A 17,056-nucleotide genomic window follows, 5' to 3' on the forward strand; every position below is an offset into this window, starting at 1 on the left:
CCGGCCTATTTCTGCGCCTGCTCTGCCGGCATCGGTTTGACCGGTGCGCCCGGGAAAATCTTCTGCAGGTTTCCCGCGATCACCTGGTCGCCTTCCGCAACGCCTGAGGTCAGGCCGATGAGATCACCGCTCGTCGGGCCAAGAGTGACCAGCCTTTGTTCGACCGTTTCCCCCTTGCCGACGACATAGATGTATTTGCCGAGCTGGCTCGAGCCGAGCGCCGTTTCCGGCACCATCAGCACGTTCGGCTCGTCGCGGATCTTCAGCCGGACGCGGACATATTGGCCGGGCAGCAAGGAAAGATCAGTATTGTCGATCGTCACGCGCGCCACCACCGTTCCGGTATTTCCCTCGACCGTGTTGTTGATGAAGGTGAGGTCGCCGCGATAGCGCGGTTCCTTGTCGCCAGGCAGAAGCACTTCCGCCTGCACTTTCCCCTTCGCCCGGGCCTTCTGGATGTCGGCGAGTTCTGTTTCGCTCGGGTTGAAGGAGACATAGATCGGCGAAAGCTGCACGAGGTTGTTGAGCGGTGTCCCGGCGGTGTTGCTGACAAGCGTTCCCTCCGGCGCCTGGTCGCGGCCGAGCCGGCCGGCAAAGGGCGCGTGGATTTCGGTGTAGTCGAAATTGATCTCGGCGGTGCGCACCGCCGCCCGCGACATCTCCAGTGCCGCTTCGGCCTGGTGCACAGCACTCTGGCGCTGATCGAAGCTGTCCTTGTCGAGGTAACCCGTCGTGGCCAGTTCGTTGCCGCGGTTGAGATTGGAGCGGAGATAGGCGAGCGACGCCTGGTCGCGCTCGACCTGGGCCTTTGCCTGATCGAGCGCTGCCCGATAATCGCGCGGGTCGATCCGATAGAGCAGATCACCTTCCTTTACATCCGAACCGTCGGGCACCGCCTGCGACTCGATATAGCCCGTGATCTTGGCGCGGAGCGTCACGTTGCGGATCGCTTCGGTGCGCGCCGAATAGTCGAGATAGATCGGAATGGTTTTCTTGACGACCGAGGCGACCGGCACGGGCATGGCCTGTTGCGGCGGACCCACCGCCGCACCGGCGTCGCCGCCCTTCAGCTCGAAGCCGCCGTTCTTGTAGTGATAGGCCGCAGCAAGGGCGGCGACCACGACCGCTGCGGCAAGGACCAGTCTCGAACCACGCATGCCAGGCTCCAATTCCTATTCCGCCGCCTCCGGCTCGTGACGCTGGCCGATCGGCTGCGAGGACGCGCCCTCGCGCCATTTTTCGATGACCGCGTAGAAGACCGGGACGAAAATGAGTGTGAGGATCGTCGCCGCCAGCATGCCGCCGAAGACGGTGGTGCCGATTGACTGGCGGCTGGCAGCACCTGCGCCCCTGGCATACATCAGCGGCAGCACGCCGAGAATGAAGGCGAAGGCCGTCATCAGGATCGGCCGCAGCCGGAGACGCGCCGCTTCCGCGGCGGCTGCGACGACGTCGAGCCCTTCCTCGCGTCGGCGTCTTGCGAACTCGACGATCAGGATGGCGTTCTTGGCGGCAAGTCCGACCAGCATCACGAAACCGATCTGCGAATAGACGTCGATCTGCATACCGCGCAGCCACAGCGCCGAGAGCGCGCCCAAAAGCGCGAGCGGCACTGAAAGCAGCACCATGAAAGGCATCGACCAGCTTTCATACTGGGCGGCCAGGATCAGGAAGCAGAAGACGAGGGCGAGCGCAAAGACGAGCGCGGCGATCGAGCCTGCCCGGATCTCCTGATAGGTAATGCCGGTCCACTCGAATGTGTAGTCCCTGGGCAGCGTCGTTTTTGCCACCCGCTCCATCGCCGCCACCGCCTGGCTCGAGCTGAAGCCGGGTGCTGCCGCACCGTTGATCAGCGCCGAGGGGTAATTGTTGTAGTGGGTGATGGTCTCCGGGCCGACTGTCGGCTTGAAGGTTCCTAGCGTATTGAGCGGCACCATTTCCCCCTCAGTGTTGCGCACGTAGAGACGAGAGAGATCGGTGGCCGAGGCGCGTGCGCCCTGATCGGCCTGCAGCGTCACGCGGAAGGTGCGGCCGAAGATGTTGAAGTCGTTGACATAGAGCGAGCCGAAATAGATCTGCAGCGTGCTGAAGATATCCGGCAGGCTCAGGCCCAGCAGCTTTGCCTTGTCGCGGTCGAGGTCGTAGTCGAACTGTGGGCTCGAGGTGCTGAAGGTGGTGAACAGCTGGTAGGGATTGATTTCCGGCTGCTTGCGCGCCTCGGCGATCAGCGCCTGCGTCGCGTCGTTCAGCGCCTCGGCGCTGCGGCCGGCAAGGTCCTCCACCTGGAACTCGAAGCCACCGGTAGCACCCAGCCCCTGGATCGACGGCGGGTCGAAGGCGAGCACCAGCGCGTCCGGGATCTGCAGCAGTTGCGGCATGACGGCCTCACGCAGCGCCGAGGCGCCTTGTTCGGGCGGCCGCTCGTCCCATGGCTTCAATACGGCGAATTGCACGGCCGAGTTTGACTGGGCGGCGAAGGACAGGAAGTTGAAGCCGACGACCGAACCGACGAAATCGACGCCGGCGGTGCCGCGCAGGATCTCTTCGGATCGCCGCGCGACCGCCTCGGTGCGTTCGAGCGAGGCACCATCGGGCAACTGGATGACGACGAAGAAATAGCCCTGGTCCTCGACCGGCAGGAAGGTCGAGGGGATGCGCTGCCATAGCGCATAGGTCGAGGCGATCGCGGCGAGGAAGACGGCAAACAGCGCCCAGCGCCAGCGCACGAGCCCGGCGACGCTGCGCGCATAACCGTGCGACAGGGCGTGAAAACCGCTGTTGAACCAGCGGAAGAGGGCAAAACGCGGCTCGCCGCGATAGCGCAGGAACGCGGCGCTCAGCGCCGGACTGAGGGTCAGCGAGTTGAAGGCGGAAAAAGCGACGGAGATTGCGACCGTCAGCGCAAACTGGTTGTAGAGGCTGCCGGCGACGCCCGGAATGAAGGCGACGGGGATGAAGACGGCCAGCAGCACCGCGGTCGTCGCGATGATCGGGCCGGTCACCTCCTGCATCGCCTTTTTGGTGGCCTCGAGCGGCGGCAGCCCGGCCTCCAGCTGGCGTTCGACGTTCTCGACGACGACGATCGCGTCGTCGACCACAAGCCCGATGGCAAGCACCATGCCGAGCAGGCTCAGCATGTTGAGCGAGAAGCCGAAGAGATACATGACGACCAGCGTCGCGATCAACGAAACCGGAATGGCGATCGTAGGGATGATCGTCGTGCGCAGGTTTTGCAGGAAGATGAAGACGACGAAGACGACGAGGGCGAGCGCCTCGAGCAGCGTGAACACGACATCCTTCATCGCCGCCGAGACGAAACGCGTGGTGTCGTAGAACATGTGGTAGGCGATGCCCGCGGGGAAGCGCTGCGACAGCTCGTCCATCTTCGCCTGCACGCGGGCCTGCAGGTCGAGCGCGTTGGAGCCCGGTGCCTGGAAGACGGCAAGCACGACGCTTTCCTTGCCGTTGAAGGTGACCGACGAGGAATAGAGCAGCGCGCCGAGCTCTATGCGCGCCACATCGCGCAGCCGCGTCGTTGCCCCCGTCGTCTGGTCGGCGCGCAGCACGATGTCGCCGAACTGGGACGGGTCGCTCAAGCGTCCGAGCGCGTTGATCTGCATCTCGAAGGGCGTGCCGGCCGGTGCCGGCGATTGCCCGATCTTGCCGCCGGCGACCTGGATGTTCTGCTCGGCAATGACGTTCTGGACGTCGACGGCGGTGATGCCGAGATTGGCCATGCGATCCGGATCGAGCCAGACGCGCATCGAATAGCGGCGCTCGCCGAAAAGCTGGACGTCGCCAACGCCCGGCAGGCGCTTCAAGGGATCGAGGATCTGCAGATAGGCGTAGTTGCTGACCGCGGCGAAATCGACCGAATTGTCAGGCGAATCCAGGCTGACGAGCACGGTGAAGTTCGGGATCTGCTTGGCGATGGTCACGCCGGTCTGGTTGACGAGGGCTGGAAGCGAGGAGGCGGCCTGCGAGACGCGGTTCTGCACGTCGAGTGCGGCGACGTCGATCGGATAGCCGACTTCGAAGGAAATGATGATGCGCGACGAGCCGTCGTTCGAGCTGGTCGAGGTCATGTAGAGCATGCCGGGCACGCCGTTGATCTGCTGCTCGAGCGGCGTTGTCACCGTGTCGGCGACCACCTGGGCGCTGGCGCCCGGATAGTTCGCGGCAACGACGATCTGCGGCGGCGTCACGTCGGGAAATTGCGAAATCGGCAGCAGGAAATAGCAGATGCCGCCGGCGAGCGTCATGATGATGGCGATCGCCGATGCGAAGATCGGCCGGTGGATGAAGAAGTCGATCATGGGGCCGATCCTTTGGGAGCGCCACCATCGCAGCAGGCGGCGTGGCGGAAACTCGGCACCGGCACGCCCGCCGCGCGGACCTTGCGGTCAGCGACGGTCTCCCCAGCCTTCAGCCCATCCAGCATGCGCATCATAAGGCTCCAGCACGAGATCATGACGGGCCGGTCCGGTCCTAATCACGACGACCAAATCACGAGCGTTATCGAATCTAAAAAGTCTCTGCGGTGTGCGCTCTGGCTAAAAGACGCCTGGCGACCGCGCTCACCGACACTGCGCATGAAATTTTTCTGCAGTTACCGCCGCCGTTTCCGGAAGAGCTCTTTGCCGCAAGCGGATGCTCCTCGATTTACCACGGTGGCGAAAATGTTACTGGTCGGTAACATCGTCGCATGTTATCGACCAATGACAGGGCGTCAAGGGGCAAGATTTTCCGCGCCGTTCACGCCGGGCCACTGCGATGACAACGGATTTCTGCAAACCATCCCGTCGTTCGCCGCGCGATCGCATCGTCGAGGCTGCGCGTGATCTCTTTCGCCGCCGCGGCATTCGCGGAACCGGCGTCGATGCGATTGCCGATGCTGCCGAGAGCAACAAGATGACGCTCTACCGCCACTTCAGTTCGAAGGACGAGCTGATCGTCGAATGCCTGCGCCATGCGGGAATGGAGATGGATGGCTTCTGGCGCGAACTGGAAGACCAGCACCCGGGCGACGGTCTCGGTCAGCTCAGGGCCTGGGTCCGGCGTATCGCCGAGCACCTCGGCGAGGACAAGTGCCAATGCGAAATGATGAGCGCCGCCGTGCAGCTGACCGATGAGGATCACCCTGGCCGCGAGGTGATCCGCCTCTTCAAGGATGCGCAGCGCGACCGGGTCGTCGAGCTGTGCCGCCGGGCCGGCATCGCCGACGCAGAGCTGCTCGGCGACACGCTGCTGCTGCTGATCGATGGCGCGCGCGCCGCGCAGCAGAGCAGCGGCGCCGAAGGGCCAAGTGCTCGTTTCGCCGAGATCGCCGATGCGGCGATCCTGTCTTTTGCCGGCAACAGCACCGCCTCCAAGTAGCGGCCGTTGCCTACCGCTGGGCTGGCCAGTCCGGGTGATGGCTGTCGATCACGAACACATGGGTGTGGCGGTGGCCGCTGCCGACGCGCGTCGCACCGGCAAGATGGGGGTGATCGCCCGCCAGCGCATGATGGGTGTGTTCGATTTCGTCCGGGTCGGGCGCGGGCCAGAGCCGGGCGGCCGCGGCGACAGCGCCGATGGCGATGAGGCCAAGCGCGATGAAGGTCGTGCCGAGCCCGGCGGTAGCGCCGAGCCAGCCGGCCAGCGGATAGGTGATCAGCCAGCAGGCATGCGAAAGGGCGAACTGCGCTGCAAAGAGCGCCGGCCGGTCTTCGGGCTGGGCGGAGCGGCGCAGCAACCGGCCGGACGGCGTCTGGGTCAGCGAGTAGCCGAGACCGATGGCGAGCCACAGCGGCAGCAGCGAAGCGAAATTTGGAACGAGGGGCCCGATGAACAGGCCGGCGACGAGGATCGTCGCCCCGGAAAACATCGCGAAACGGTCAGGCGTCCTGTCGAGCAGGCGCGGCAGCATCAGCGCGGCAATCATCGAGCCGCAGCCAAAGGCGGCAAGCGCGATCGCCGTGTCGGTCTGGGTAAGGTCGAAGCCGGCCTGAACCAGCACCACCGTGTTGACGATGACCATCGAACCCGCCGCCGAGACCGCGAGATTGAGCGCGAGCAGGCCGCGCAGCCGTGGCGTCGAGAGATAAATGCGCAGACCCCGTGTCGTGCGGTCGTAGATACCGCGCCGTTCCGCAGCCTTCGGGCTTGGCAGCGCGACGGACACGACGAAGGCGGCCGAGGCGAGGAAGCCGATCACCGTGCCGGCAAACAGGTCATGGAAACTGACGACGGTAAGCAGTGCCGCAGCGAGCATCGGGCTTGCGACGCTTTCGAGATCATAGGCAAGCCGCGAGAGCGACAGGGCGCGGGTGTATTCCTTTTCATCCGGCAGCACGTCGGGAATGGTCGCCTGGAAGGTGGGGGTAAAGGCGGCCGAGGCCGACTGCAGCACGAAGATCAGCACATAGACCTGCCAGATCTCGGTCACGAACGGCAGGAACAGCGCGACGGCGGCGCGCACCAGATCGAGGCTGACGAGCATGGCACGGCGTGGAAGCCGTTCGGCGAAGGCGGCGGCGATCGGCGCCACGCCGACATAGGCGATCATCTTGATCGCGAGCGCCGTCCCGAGCACCGCGCCCGCTTCGGCGCCGGCCAGATCATAGGCGAGAAGGCCAAGCGCGACGGTTGCGAGGCCGGTTCCGATCAGCGCGATCACCTGCGCTAGGAACAGGTGGCGATAGGTGCGGTTTGCGAGGATCTGCAGCATGATGATTGGGCCTCGCTCGGTGGCGGTTTGTGGCAGCGGATTTGCTGCTCAGAGGTATTTCGTGATCGCCTTGAACTCGTCGATGGAGTGGCGCTGCTCGTGCGGAAGCGCCCCGATCGTGTCTTCAAGGCAATGGTCCAGGTGATCCTGGATCAGGGTTCGCTTCGCCTGGCTGATCGCCTTCTCCACTGCGTGGAGCTGCTGGGCGATGTCGAGGCAGGAGCGGCCGCCTTCGATCATGGTGATGACGCTCTTCAGGTGCCCCTCCGCGCGTTTCAGCCGCTTGACGATCTCGGGATGGGTGTCGTGTCTGTGCTCGCTCATATCAATATCCTATCCCCCTGGATAGGATATTTCAAGGGAGTGATTTTCGATGGTTGCTGCGGTGTCCGAAGGCGGGCGTTGTGGCGCCATGTATCTGGTCTATCCGGATCCAGATGCGGCGGGACCGGGTGCCCAGCGCCTGGGCGAAATCATCAGGCACGAGGCACGCGCCTGGCGCAATAGTCGTCCGTCTGCGCGTCTTTCCGGAATGTGCCCGCCGTTGCTTTAGGCCAGCCTCTTCGAGAGGCCGCGGCGGCCGCGCTCCATCACCACCCCGTGGTTCCAGCGAAAGACGGGTCTGAGGATAAAGGAAAGACGGACCATCCAGGGCTTCGTGACTGTCACGATCCAGTCATAGCGAACGCGGCAAGCGCTGCCTTCGCCTTGCAGGGTCCAGCGGCCGATGCCGTCGAGTTCGCCCAAGGCCCGGCCTTCGATGAAGAGAGGCGGCTCGACTTTGGTGGTCTCCATGTCGAAGACCAGTTCGTAGGGGAGTGCCGTCGACCAGCGCATGCGCCTGACGGCGCCGACACCATGTTCGTCCCCCTCGTTTAGCAGCGTAACCTGCTTCACCGATGGCCACCACTCGGGCCAGCGTTCCGGCGTGCTGAGTTCACGCCACACGTCTTCAAGCTGGGAGGCGATCGTCCATTCGGTGACGAGATGAAAGTTGGTCGACGACATCGCCGATCCCTCAACAGGCGGAACGCCTGAAGTATAACACGGCATGCGGACCTTGCGGCCCGCATGCGTCGTTTCACGCCGTCAGGCAGCGCGTGCAGCGGCGCCAAGCGGTTCCAGGTCGTCGAGCACCTTGTCGCCGTTGTAGACGGTCTCGTCGAGAATGCCTTCGCGCTTGGCGACGATCGTCGGCACGAGCGCCTGACCGGCGACGTTAACCGCCGTGCGGCCCATGTCGAGGATCGGGTCGATGGCGAGCAGCAGGCCGATCCCTTCGAGCGGCAGGCCGAGCGTCGAAAGCGTCAGCGTCAGCATGACAGTCGCGCCGGTGAGGCCGGCGGTTGCGGCAGAGCCGAGCACCGAGACGAAGACGATCAGCACATATTCCTGGATGCCGAGCGGCAGGCCGAAGAACTGCGCGATGAAGATCGCCGAGATGGCCGGGTAGATCGCGGCGCAGCCGTCCATCTTGGTGGTGGCGCCGAGCGGCACGGCGAAGGCGGCATATTCGCGCGGCACGCCGAGGCTCTTTTCGGTCACTGTTTCGGTAACGGGCAGGGTGCCGACGGAGGAGCGTGAAACGAAGGCGAGCTGGATCGCCGGCCAGGCGCCGGCAAAGAAGCGCGAGGGCCTCAGGCCGTGGCCGACGAGCAGCGCCGGGTAGACGACAAAGAGCACGATCGCAAGGCCGATATAGACGGCAGCGGTGTACCAGCCGAGCTGCGCCAGCGTTTCCCAGCCGTACTGGGCAACGGCGCGACCGAGCAGGCCGATCGTGCCGATCGGCGTCAGCCGGATAACCCACCAGAGGACCTTGCGCACAATCGCGAGAAGCGACTGGTTGAAGGCGAGGAACGGCTTGGCAGCATCGCCCACCTTCAGCGCCGCGGCGCCGACGGCGATCGAAACGACGAGGATCTGCAGCACGTTGAAATTGAGCGAGGTGGTGGCACCCGTGTCGGTGACCTTGGTGCTGGCTTCAAGGCCGAGCATGTTGGCGGGCACGAGGCCCTTCAGGAAATCGAGCCACGAGCCGGAATAGGAGGGGGCCTTGGCAGCTTCCTGCGAAACGGCCGAACCGATGCCCGGCTGAATGATCAGGCCGAGTGCGATGGCGATGACGACGGCGATGAGAGAGGTGATCGCGAACCAGAGCAGCGTCTGCCACACGAGCTTGGCGGCATTCTGCAGCGTCGCCAGGTTGGCGATCGAGGCGACGATGGCGGTAAAGACGAGCGGCGGTACGAGCGCACGCAGAAGCTGGACGAAGATCGAGCCGATCGTCTGCAGGGTGACCGTCAGCCAGTTGGCATTGCCGCTGGCATCGACGCCCATATTGCGGGCGATGAGGCCGAGCAGCAGGCCGATGACCATGGCCGCCAGGACTTGGAACCCGAAGGAAGCATAGATCGGCTTTGGTGAGGATTGGGTGGTTGCTTGGGACACGTCTTTCACTCTCATTGTGTGGCGGCGGCCACATTTTTAGGCAATGGCCGCCGCAAGTGCCCGAAAAATAGTCGAGTATTCTGGTCGAGATAAGAAAACCTTTGGCTCGAAAACTATTCCAAGTGGAATATTTTCCCGGATCAACCGCGCACTCTCGCTCCGGCCGGATTGCGCCTGAGGGCGGCGAAGCGGTCATCGATCTCTAAACCGGGCGAACTGACGAAAAACATTTCAATCCCGGCACGTCTCGTTGAAATCCTCTTTTTCTATATAAAATTAGTATATAATGTAACCTGTCTGTCGTGGCCGGAGTTCGCCGCGTGTTGCGGAGCGCCTTGTGCGCTTCGCCCTCGGCAGGGTGATCTCCTCGAGTTTAAAGCGAGACAGGAGAGGATTGAGATGACACGCAAGATCCGGCTTGGAGCCTTTCTTCCCGGCGGCGGGCAGCATATTGCCGCCTGGCGCCACCCCGACCAGCCAGCCGACGGGGCGACCAGTTTCGAGTTTCACAAGCAGCTGGCGCTGACCGCCGAACGTGGTCTGTTCGATGCCTACTTTCTTGCCGACGGGCTGGCGATCGGCTTCGGTGGCGCGCGAGAGGGCGGCAATGCCCGTGTTGCCGGCTTCGAACCGGTGACCCTGTTTTCGGCGCTGGCGCCACTCACCACCCATCTCGGTTTCATAGCCACCTCGTCGACGACCTATGAGGAACCCTATACGACAGCGCGCAAGTTCGCGTCGCTCGACCTCATTTCCGGCGGTCGCGCCGGATGGAACGTGGTGACGACCACGGGTGATCCGACCGCCCAGAATTTCAACCGCGACACGCAGCTTCCGCATGCCGAGCGTTACCGGCGCGCCGCCGAGCATGTCGATGTGGTCAAGAAGCTCTGGGACAGTTTCGAGGACGATACCTTCATCCGCGACAAGCAAACGGGCGTCTTTTTCGATCCGGCGAAGCTGCACGACACGGATCACCGCGGCGAGCATTTCAAGGTCCGCGGCCCGCTCAACATTTCGCGCTCGCCGCAGGGACATCCCGTCATCGTGCAGGCCGGCCAGTCCGATGATGGCAGGGGCCTTGCCGCCGCCACTGCGGAGGTGATCTTCACGGCGCACCAGCACATCGAAACGGCGCAGGAATTCTATCGCGATATCAAGGCCCGCGCCCGGGGCCTGGGCCGCAACCCGGACCACATCCTGGTCATGCCCGGTGTCTCGCCCTTCGTCGGCCGTACGGAAGCCGAGGCGCGGGAGAAATACGAACGGCTGACCTCGCTCATCGTCGAGGAGGACGGCATCGGCCTGCTCAACGGCCTGACCGGCGGAACGCTCGATCTCCGTGGTTACGACCTCGACGGGCCGCTGCCGCCGGCGCCGCCGACCGAGGGCATGAAGAGCCGCCAGGCGCTGATCCGCCAGATCGCCGACGAGAACAACTTCACCATTCGCCAGCTCTACCAATGGATCGCGTCGGCGCGCGGCCACTACACGATTGTCGGTACGGCGGGGCAGATCGCCGATACCCTGCAGGAATGGTTCGAGAACGAAGCCGCCGATGGCTTCAACATCCTGCCGCCATGGTTCCCGACGGCGCTCGACGACTTCGTCGAGCTGGTGATCCCGGAATTGCAGCGTCGCGGCCTGTTCCGCACTGCCTACGAGGGCAGGACGCTGCGCGAAAACCTCGGCCTGCCCGTTCCCGTCAACCGCTGGACTGCTGCCCGGTCGGTCGTTCAGGCAGCAGAGTGAGGTGTTGCCATGTCCTATGAAACCATCAACCCCTCGCTTGCGGCAGGCTTTGCAACGGCGCGCCGTGAGGCTCTTGCCAAGAGTTCCACTTCGCCCGCCGCGCATTCCCGGCCGAACTCCGTGCCGCGCTGGCGCCGCCTGCTCGGCGCAATCGTCGCCCGCTACGGCCTCGTGCTTGCGTTTCTGGCCTTCTGGCAGGTTGCAAGCACCGTGGGCTGGGTCAACGCGGCGGTGTTTCCGCCGCTCGACGTGATCCTGTCGGCCCTTTGGGACGGCATCGCCGGCGGCGCGCTGCTCGACGACATCGCCATCAGCCTGCAGCGGTCGGGCATTGCCTTTGCAGCCGCCGTCGCGGTGGGAATCCCGCTCGGGCTGTTCATGGGCCAGGTCCGGCTTGTCGAACAGGCACTCGACCCCGTCCTGCAGCTTTTCCGCCAGACCTCGGCCCTGGCGCTCTACCCGGTCTTCATTCTGCTGCTCGGTCTCGGCGAAACGTCGAAGGTCTTCGTGATCTTCTGGGCGACGCTCTTTCCGATCCTCCTGTCGACGATCGGTGGGGTCAAGGAGGTCGACAGGAAGCTGATCGAGATGGCTCGCACCTACGGCGCCGGCTCGCTCGCCGTCTTCCGCCGCGTGGTTCTGCCGGCCTCCGTGCCTGCGATCTTCGTCGGCCTCAGGCTCTCGGCCACGACCGCGTTGCTGCTTCTGATCGCTGCCGAAATGATCGGAGCGAACAAGGGCATCGGCTTCCAGGTGATGAACGCCCAATACAACTTCCAGATCCCGCTGATGTTTGCATCGATCCTGCTGCTTGCCCTGCTCGGTCTCGCCGCCAATGCGCTGCTCGTTCTCATCCAACGCAATCTCTGCCGCTGGTCTGCGCCGAACGCCTGACCGCCTTACCAGTTCCCCTTCGAAAGGATATCGAGATGACCTTCCACCCCCGCAATCTTCTTCTCTCGGCAGCCGTCACACTTGGCCTTGTTTCACCGGCGGCCGCTGCCGACGCGGTCACGCTTCGCTATCTCGCCAGCCAAAGCGGCCTGTCGGCACATGAACTCGCGCAGGAACTCGGCTATTTTGATGGAACCGGCATCACGATCGAGAGCGTCGGCTACGCCACCGGCGGCCCGGCATCACTGATCGCGCTGGCCTCCGGCGACGTCGAGATCGGCAGCGCGGCGACATCGGCCGTGCTGAACTCGATTATCAGCGGCAACGATTTCGTGGCCGCCTATCCCTCCAACGGCATCAATGACGAAGTGCAGTCGATTTTCTACGTGCTGGAAGACAGCCCGATCAAAAGCATCAAGGACATCGCCGGCAAGAGCATAGCGGTGAACACGCTCGGTGCGCACCTCGACTATACGATCCGCGAGGCCTTGCACTCTGTCGGCCTGCCGACAGATGCCGCCAACCAGGTGGTCGTGCCCGGTCCGCAACTGGAACAGGTCCTGCGCTCCGGCCAGGTGGATATCTCGGCCTTCGGCTATTGGCAGACGACCTTCGAGGGCGTGGCTCGTAAGAATGGTGGTCTGCGCGCGATCTTCGACGACACCGACGTGCTCGGCGAGATCGCCGGCGGCTTCGTCGTGCTCAGACGCGACTTCGTGAAGGAGCATCCGGAGGCGGCAAAGACCTTCGTGCTGCAGTCGGCCCGCGCGCTCGACTATGCCCGCGAACATTCGCAGGAAACGAAGGACATCCTTGCCAAGGCCCTGAAGGCCCGCGGGGAAAATCCTGAGATCGCCCAGTACTTCCGCGGCTATGGGGTGCGGGCCGGTGGCCTGCCGGTCGAGCGTGACCTCCAATTCTGGATCGACGTGCTGGTGCGCGAAGGCAAGCTCAAGCAGGGCCAACTGGCGCCAAAGGACGTTCTCTTGGCCGTCGACGGCGCAACGGCCAGCAACTGAGGACGTTCCATGAGCGTTACCCAGAACCCTCGCCGGGGAGAGGTGACGATCCGTCACCTCTCCAAGTCCTACCGCCTGAACGGCACGCCCTTGCCTGTGCTTCGGGATATCAACCTTAATATCCGCTCCGGCGAGACGCTCGCTATCGTCGGCGCCAGCGGTTCGGGCAAGACGACCCTGCTTCGGGTGCTGGCGGGTCTTGAGGATCCGGATGCCGGAGAGGTGCTGATCGACGGAAAGCTGACGAGAGGTGTCGGCACCGACCGTGCCGTGATCTTCCAGGAGCCGCGGCTCCTGCCCTGGCTGACGGTGCTCGACAATGTCGGCTTCGGGCTGGAGACGCGTGGTCTTTCCCGTGGGCAGGCACGAGACCGGGCGCGGCGCTACGTGCAACTGGTCGGCCTGCAACAGTTCGAAGACGCCTATCCGCGGCAATTGTCGGGCGGTATGGCGCAACGCGTCGGCATTGCCCGGGCGCTTGCGGTCCAGCCGGAAATCCTGCTGCTCGACGAGCCGCTGGGCGCGCTGGACGCCATGACCAAGATCAGCATGCAGCAGGAGTTGGCGCGGATTTGGCGCGACGAGGACGTGACAACCGTGCTCGTCACCCATGATCTCGAGGAGGCGATCTATCTCGCCGACCGTATCCTCATCCTGCCGCGCGAAAAGGGCGGCGAACCTCGGCTGATCGAGATCGACCTGCCGCGGCCGCGCGACCGCAGCGCCAGCGCCTTCGTGCGCCAGCGCGAGGAACTGCTCGGCATCTTCGGACTGCACTAAGGTCGCGTGCGGAACGGTTGCAGCGATTACGCGTTATTCTCTCTCGACGTTCGCATCCACCGGGGGCGATGCTGCCAGATGGTCGGATGCTCAGCCGAGACAGGAGCAACGCCATGAAGCTTTCGAACGGAATGTCATTCGCCGCAATCGTTTTTGCCCTTGGCACGGCAGCACCGGCGCTCGCCAACGGCTTCTACACCGGCATCGATCCGCACAATCCGCCGGGCACCCAGAACCGGGTGCTCTACGGGCAACCCTACTATGTCGAACCCGCGCCCGGCCCGGTCTATGTCGAGCCTGTCGAGCCGCAAGTCTATGTCGATCCGATGCCGACTGGCAGCATCTATGTCGATCCGTATGTCGATCCGGCGCCGGGTTATGTCTACCGCCCGCCGGCCCGCACGCTGGGTGATGCCCGCCAGCGCTACATGGGCGAGTATCAGAGCGGCGGACAGGGCGACTACTATCTGGGCGTCGCGCATCCGCCGCAGGTTCCCTGAAGAACCAGCTAAGTGAAGGGGCTGGCCGCACAGCCGCGCTCCCTGATTCGGCCGGGTGCCTGAATTCAGATGCCTATTTCAGATGCCTGGAGTTTGAGGCGTCGCCTGTCGCTAGCGCCAACCAAGTGCCGGCGCGACATGCTTGAGGATCGCCTCGATCACATGGGCGTTGTACTCGACGCCAAGCTGGTTCGGGACCGTCAGGAGCAGCGTGTCGGCCTCGGCAATCGCCTCGTCCTTTGCCAGTTGCTCGACCAGCACGTCGGGTGCCGCGGCGTAGCTGCGCCCGAAAATCGCCCGCGTCTTGTCGTCGATGAAACCGATCTGGTCTTCCTGCTTGTTTCCGCCACCGAAATACATGCGGTCGCGATCGTCCATCAACGCAAAGATGCTGCGGCTGACCGAGACGCGCGGCTCGCGCATGTGCCCCGCCGCCTTCCAGGCTTCCCGGTAGGCGCGGATCTGGTCGGCCTGCTGGACATGGAACGGCAGCCCGGTCTCGTCATCCTTCAGCGTCGAGCTCTGCAAGTTCATGCCGAGCTTGGCGGCCCAGACGGCCGTGGCGTTCGAGCTTGCGCCCCACCAGATGCGTTCTCTGAGGCCCGCGGAATGCGGCTCGAGGCGCAGCAGGCCGGGAGGATTGGGGAACATCGGCCGCGGATTGGGTTCGGCGAAGCCGTCGCCGCGCAGGACGTCGAGCAGCACTTCCGCGTGCCTTCTTGCCATGTCGCTCTCAGTCTCGCCCTCGGACGGCTGGTAGCCGAAGTGGCGCCAGCCATCGATCACCTGTTCCGGCGAGCCGCGGCTGATGCCGAGCTGCAGCCGACCACCGGCGATGAGGTCGGCCGCACCCGCATCCTCGGCCATGTAGAGCGGGTTCTCGTAGCGCATGTCGATGACGGCGGTGCCGATCTCGATCCGGCTCGTCTTTGCACCGACCGCCGCCAGAAGCGGAAACGGCGAGGCGAGCTGGCGGGCGAAGTGATGAACGCGGAAATAGGCGCCGTCTGCGCCGAGTTCTTCGGCCGCAACGGCGAGATCGATCGATTGCAGCAGGGCGTCGCCCGCCGATCGCGTCTGCGACTGCGGCGAGGGCGTCCAGTGTCCGAAGGAAAGAAAACCGATCTTCTTCATGGCCGTGCCGCCTCCTCGATGGAACCAGCCGCTTCCATGGCATAATTCGGTTTCCGGATACAGCCGGTGTCCGGTGACTTCGCCGTGAACGGCGGCGCGTGGGGATGCGCTCGCACTGCCGTCCTCAAGTCTTTCATCGCACCTGCAGGCGCGCTTTCATATTCGGGTGAAAGCGGCAGGTATAGTCGAAGGTTCCGGCCTTGGTGACGGTGAGTGTCGCCATCTTTTTCGGTGGTATCACCACGTCGAAATCACCCTTGGCCGTTGCCGTGTGCGCCATGACGTCCTTGTTGTCCCACTCGATCACGTCGCCGATGGCGGCGCTGATTTCGGCGGGCGAAAACACGAGCTTTTCGATCGTCACCCGGATGGTCTCCGCCCACGCCGATGGCGCAGCCAGCATCAGAGCCAGGCCGGAAAGGGCGCCAAGGCTTCGCTTCCGGATCATGGCGCGGCCTACTTCATCATCCCGGCGACATGCTCGGCATGTTGCTGGTGCCCCTGGAACAGCTTGAGCCCGGTCTCCAGCAGGTCCTTGAGCTCGGCATTCTTCGCGGAGGGAATAAGCAGGGTTTCAAGCGCGCCATTGACCTGCTTGTGGTAGGCCACCTCGTTGGCGACATAGGCCTTGTCGAAGTCGGCGCCGCTCAGCTTCGCCAGCTTTTCACGCTCTTGCGTAGCCGCTTTCGTCAGCGCGCGGCTGGTGTCGTTGTCTTCGGGCGTCACCTTGAGCTTCTTGACGAGATCGAGGGCCTGCTTGTTCACGGCCTCGTGGTCGCGCAGCATGTCGTTGGCAAAGCCGATGACCTCCTTGTCCTTCGAGACTTTCAGGGCCTGCTTGGCGGCCTCGATATCGATGACGCCGGCGGTATAGGCGATATGGGCGATTTGCGGATCTGTGACCTTCGTGTCGGCTGCATGGGTAGCGCCACTGATGAGACAGACGACGGCGAGGGCTGAAGTGAAACGGGCATACATCGGGAACTCCTTTTCCGGCCGCAAGTGGCACCGGTCTTGATGAATGACACCCGTTGGATGCGCGCCGCAGTCAAAGGTTCCCGAAAATGTCAGCCTGATAGCCCGAGCCGGTGCATGACCGCCTCCGTCAATCGCGCGCAGCGACGTCCGGCGAAGGGAAAGGCATTCATGAGCACCGGCCCGACCTGGCGATCGATCTGCTGGCGCACCAGCTGACGAGCCCGGTAGAGGCGGCTCCTGACCGTCTTTGGGTTGATGCCGAGGAGGGCGGCGGTTTCTTCGACGCTCATCGCTTCGATGACGCGGGCGGTAAAGACCAGGCGGAATGCTTCCGGCAAGCCGTCGGCGGCCTCTTCCACCAGTCGCAGGATCTGACGCTGCGCGAGACTGCGTTCCGGATCGTCGGCGTTCGCAGCATTGGGAAAGGGTACGATCTCGGCGCCGGCGTTGTCCGTCGCAAGCGGAACCTCCCGTCGCGTCGCCGACCGGCGCAGGCGTCCGAGCGCCTCGTTCAACACGACCCGATGCAGCCAGGTGGCGAGGCTGGCATCGCCACGAAACGTTTCGAGGTGTTCGAACGCGCGCAGATAGGCTTCCTGCACCACATCCTCGGCGATGCTGTCGTTGCGCACGACGGCGCGCGCGATGCGAAAAAGCCGCTGGTTGTGCCTTGTCATGATGATCCGGAAGGCTTCCGGATCCCTCGCAAGCGCACGCTCGACGAGAGTCTCGTCCGTCAAATGGTCCGCTTCCGCCGTGGCGGGTTTTGTCTGCACGGCATCTTTCATCATCCACCTCCAAACCACCGTTTGATGCGGATCGGGCAAAAACGTTCCCGA

General features: G+C 64.0%; 16 protein-coding genes. 6 read left to right on the top strand and 10 right to left on the bottom strand.

From position 1 onward, the window contains the following. Window positions 1–5: 5 nt before the first annotated feature. Together IB277_RS22920 and IB277_RS22925 are read right to left on the bottom strand one after the other, a co-directional pair. Entirely contained in the window at window positions 6–1,157 is a 1,152-nt protein-coding gene (locus IB277_RS22920; RefSeq protein ID WP_034789769.1) for an efflux RND transporter periplasmic adaptor subunit, read from the bottom strand. A gap of 15 nt (window positions 1,158–1,172) precedes the next feature. Continuing rightward, the gene (locus IB277_RS22925) at window positions 1,173–4,316 is read right to left on the bottom strand and encodes an efflux RND transporter permease subunit (protein WP_192371889.1); all 3,144 of its coding nucleotides are present in this window, start codon (window positions 4,314–4,316) and stop codon (window positions 1,173–1,175) included. A 457-nt stretch (window positions 4,317–4,773) separates the two neighbouring features. Between IB277_RS22925 and IB277_RS22930 the strand changes: the two genes are divergently transcribed. After that, on the top strand, window positions 4,774–5,376 hold the full coding sequence (locus IB277_RS22930) for a TetR/AcrR family transcriptional regulator (RefSeq protein ID WP_060519254.1): 603 nt from the start codon (window positions 4,774–4,776) through the stop codon (window positions 5,374–5,376). Window positions 5,377–5,386: 10 nt separating this feature from the next. Here IB277_RS22930 and IB277_RS22935 read toward each other — a convergent pair whose 3' ends face one another. From IB277_RS22935 to IB277_RS22950, 4 genes are all read right to left on the bottom strand, one after another. Continuing rightward, a complete protein-coding gene (locus IB277_RS22935) occupies window positions 5,387–6,709 on the bottom strand; it encodes an MFS transporter (protein ID WP_060528975.1) in 1,323 nt (440 codons plus the stop codon). 48 nt (window positions 6,710–6,757) lie between these two features. After that, on the bottom strand, window positions 6,758–7,033 hold the full coding sequence (locus IB277_RS22940; protein WP_089042985.1) for a metal-sensing transcriptional repressor: 276 nt from the start codon (window positions 7,031–7,033) through the stop codon (window positions 6,758–6,760). Between the two features lie 225 nt (window positions 7,034–7,258). Next, complete coding sequence (locus IB277_RS22945; RefSeq protein ID WP_034789739.1) at window positions 7,259–7,717, bottom strand: SRPBCC family protein; 459 nt, start codon at window positions 7,715–7,717, stop codon at window positions 7,259–7,261. A gap of 81 nt (window positions 7,718–7,798) precedes the next feature. After that, window positions 7,799–9,160 carry a dicarboxylate/amino acid:cation symporter gene (locus IB277_RS22950; RefSeq protein ID WP_192371891.1) on the bottom strand — a complete coding sequence of 454 codons (1,362 nt, stop codon included), beginning with the start codon at window positions 9,158–9,160 and terminating at the stop codon, window positions 7,799–7,801. Window positions 9,161–9,559: 399 nt separating this feature from the next. Between IB277_RS22950 and IB277_RS22955 the strand changes: the two genes are divergently transcribed. The 5 genes from IB277_RS22955 to IB277_RS22975 all read left to right on the top strand — a co-directional run bounded on the left by IB277_RS22955 (window position 9,560) and on the right by IB277_RS22975 (window position 14,105). Next, a complete protein-coding gene (locus tag IB277_RS22955) occupies window positions 9,560–10,912 on the top strand; it encodes an LLM class flavin-dependent oxidoreductase (RefSeq protein WP_112975230.1) in 1,353 nt (450 codons plus the stop codon). A gap of 9 nt (window positions 10,913–10,921) precedes the next feature. Continuing rightward, on the top strand, window positions 10,922–11,806 hold the full coding sequence (locus IB277_RS22960; protein ID WP_060528972.1) for an ABC transporter permease: 885 nt from the start codon (window positions 10,922–10,924) through the stop codon (window positions 11,804–11,806). A gap of 35 nt (window positions 11,807–11,841) precedes the next feature. Next, entirely contained in the window at window positions 11,842–12,825 is a 984-nt protein-coding gene (locus tag IB277_RS22965) for an ABC transporter substrate-binding protein (protein ID WP_192371893.1), read from the top strand. A gap of 9 nt (window positions 12,826–12,834) precedes the next feature. Then, a complete protein-coding gene (locus IB277_RS22970) occupies window positions 12,835–13,605 on the top strand; it encodes an ABC transporter ATP-binding protein (protein ID WP_034789724.1) in 771 nt (256 codons plus the stop codon). A gap of 113 nt (window positions 13,606–13,718) precedes the next feature. After that, the gene (locus IB277_RS22975) at window positions 13,719–14,105 is read left to right on the top strand and encodes a hypothetical protein (RefSeq protein ID WP_192371895.1); all 387 of its coding nucleotides are present in this window, start codon (window positions 13,719–13,721) and stop codon (window positions 14,103–14,105) included. Between the two features lie 111 nt (window positions 14,106–14,216). Here the strand turns inward: IB277_RS22975 and IB277_RS22980 are convergent, their stop codons facing one another. From IB277_RS22980 to IB277_RS22995, 4 genes are all read right to left on the bottom strand, one after another. Next, a complete protein-coding gene (locus IB277_RS22980) occupies window positions 14,217–15,239 on the bottom strand; it encodes an LLM class flavin-dependent oxidoreductase (protein WP_192371897.1) in 1,023 nt (340 codons plus the stop codon). A gap of 133 nt (window positions 15,240–15,372) precedes the next feature. Next, on the bottom strand, window positions 15,373–15,687 hold the full coding sequence (locus tag IB277_RS22985) for a cupredoxin family copper-binding protein (protein ID WP_112975228.1): 315 nt from the start codon (window positions 15,685–15,687) through the stop codon (window positions 15,373–15,375). Window positions 15,688–15,695: 8 nt separating this feature from the next. Beyond that, complete coding sequence (locus IB277_RS22990) at window positions 15,696–16,217, bottom strand: DUF4142 domain-containing protein (protein WP_113188632.1); 522 nt, start codon at window positions 16,215–16,217, stop codon at window positions 15,696–15,698. A gap of 89 nt (window positions 16,218–16,306) precedes the next feature. After that, on the bottom strand, window positions 16,307–17,005 hold the full coding sequence (locus IB277_RS22995; RefSeq protein WP_371813658.1) for an RNA polymerase sigma factor: 699 nt from the start codon (window positions 17,003–17,005) through the stop codon (window positions 16,307–16,309). Window positions 17,006–17,056 lie beyond the last annotated feature (51 nt).

Source organism: Ensifer sp. ENS07 (genome assembly GCF_014852185.1).
Taxonomy (GTDB): Bacteria; Pseudomonadota; Alphaproteobacteria; order Rhizobiales; family Rhizobiaceae; genus Ensifer; species Ensifer adhaerens.

Coding starts and splice junctions, on each gene's coding strand:
- IB277_RS22990 (WP_113188632.1), bottom strand. CDS start 16,217: ATGTATGCCCGTTTCACTTCAGCCCTCGCCGTCGTCTGTCTCATCAGT.
- IB277_RS22985 (WP_112975228.1), bottom strand. CDS start 15,687: ATGATCCGGAAGCGAAGCCTTGGCGCCCTTTCCGGCCTGGCTCTGATG.
- IB277_RS22920 (WP_034789769.1), bottom strand. CDS start 1,157: ATGCGTGGTTCGAGACTGGTCCTTGCCGCAGCGGTCGTGGTCGCCGCC.
- IB277_RS22965 (WP_192371893.1), top strand. CDS start 11,842: ATGACCTTCCACCCCCGCAATCTTCTTCTCTCGGCAGCCGTCACACTT.
- IB277_RS22975 (WP_192371895.1), top strand. CDS start 13,719: ATGAAGCTTTCGAACGGAATGTCATTCGCCGCAATCGTTTTTGCCCTT.
- IB277_RS22955 (WP_112975230.1), top strand. CDS start 9,560: ATGACACGCAAGATCCGGCTTGGAGCCTTTCTTCCCGGCGGCGGGCAG.
- IB277_RS22940 (WP_089042985.1), bottom strand. CDS start 7,033: ATGAGCGAGCACAGACACGACACCCATCCCGAGATCGTCAAGCGGCTG.
- IB277_RS22995 (WP_371813658.1), bottom strand. CDS start 17,005: ATGAAAGATGCCGTGCAGACAAAACCCGCCACGGCGGAAGCGGACCAT.
- IB277_RS22930 (WP_060519254.1), top strand. CDS start 4,774: ATGACAACGGATTTCTGCAAACCATCCCGTCGTTCGCCGCGCGATCGC.
- IB277_RS22960 (WP_060528972.1), top strand. CDS start 10,922: ATGTCCTATGAAACCATCAACCCCTCGCTTGCGGCAGGCTTTGCAACG.
- IB277_RS22935 (WP_060528975.1), bottom strand. CDS start 6,709: ATGCTGCAGATCCTCGCAAACCGCACCTATCGCCACCTGTTCCTAGCG.
- IB277_RS22970 (WP_034789724.1), top strand. CDS start 12,835: ATGAGCGTTACCCAGAACCCTCGCCGGGGAGAGGTGACGATCCGTCAC.
- IB277_RS22925 (WP_192371889.1), bottom strand. CDS start 4,316: ATGATCGACTTCTTCATCCACCGGCCGATCTTCGCATCGGCGATCGCC.
- IB277_RS22980 (WP_192371897.1), bottom strand. CDS start 15,239: ATGAAGAAGATCGGTTTTCTTTCCTTCGGACACTGGACGCCCTCGCCG.
- IB277_RS22945 (WP_034789739.1), bottom strand. CDS start 7,717: ATGTCGTCGACCAACTTTCATCTCGTCACCGAATGGACGATCGCCTCC.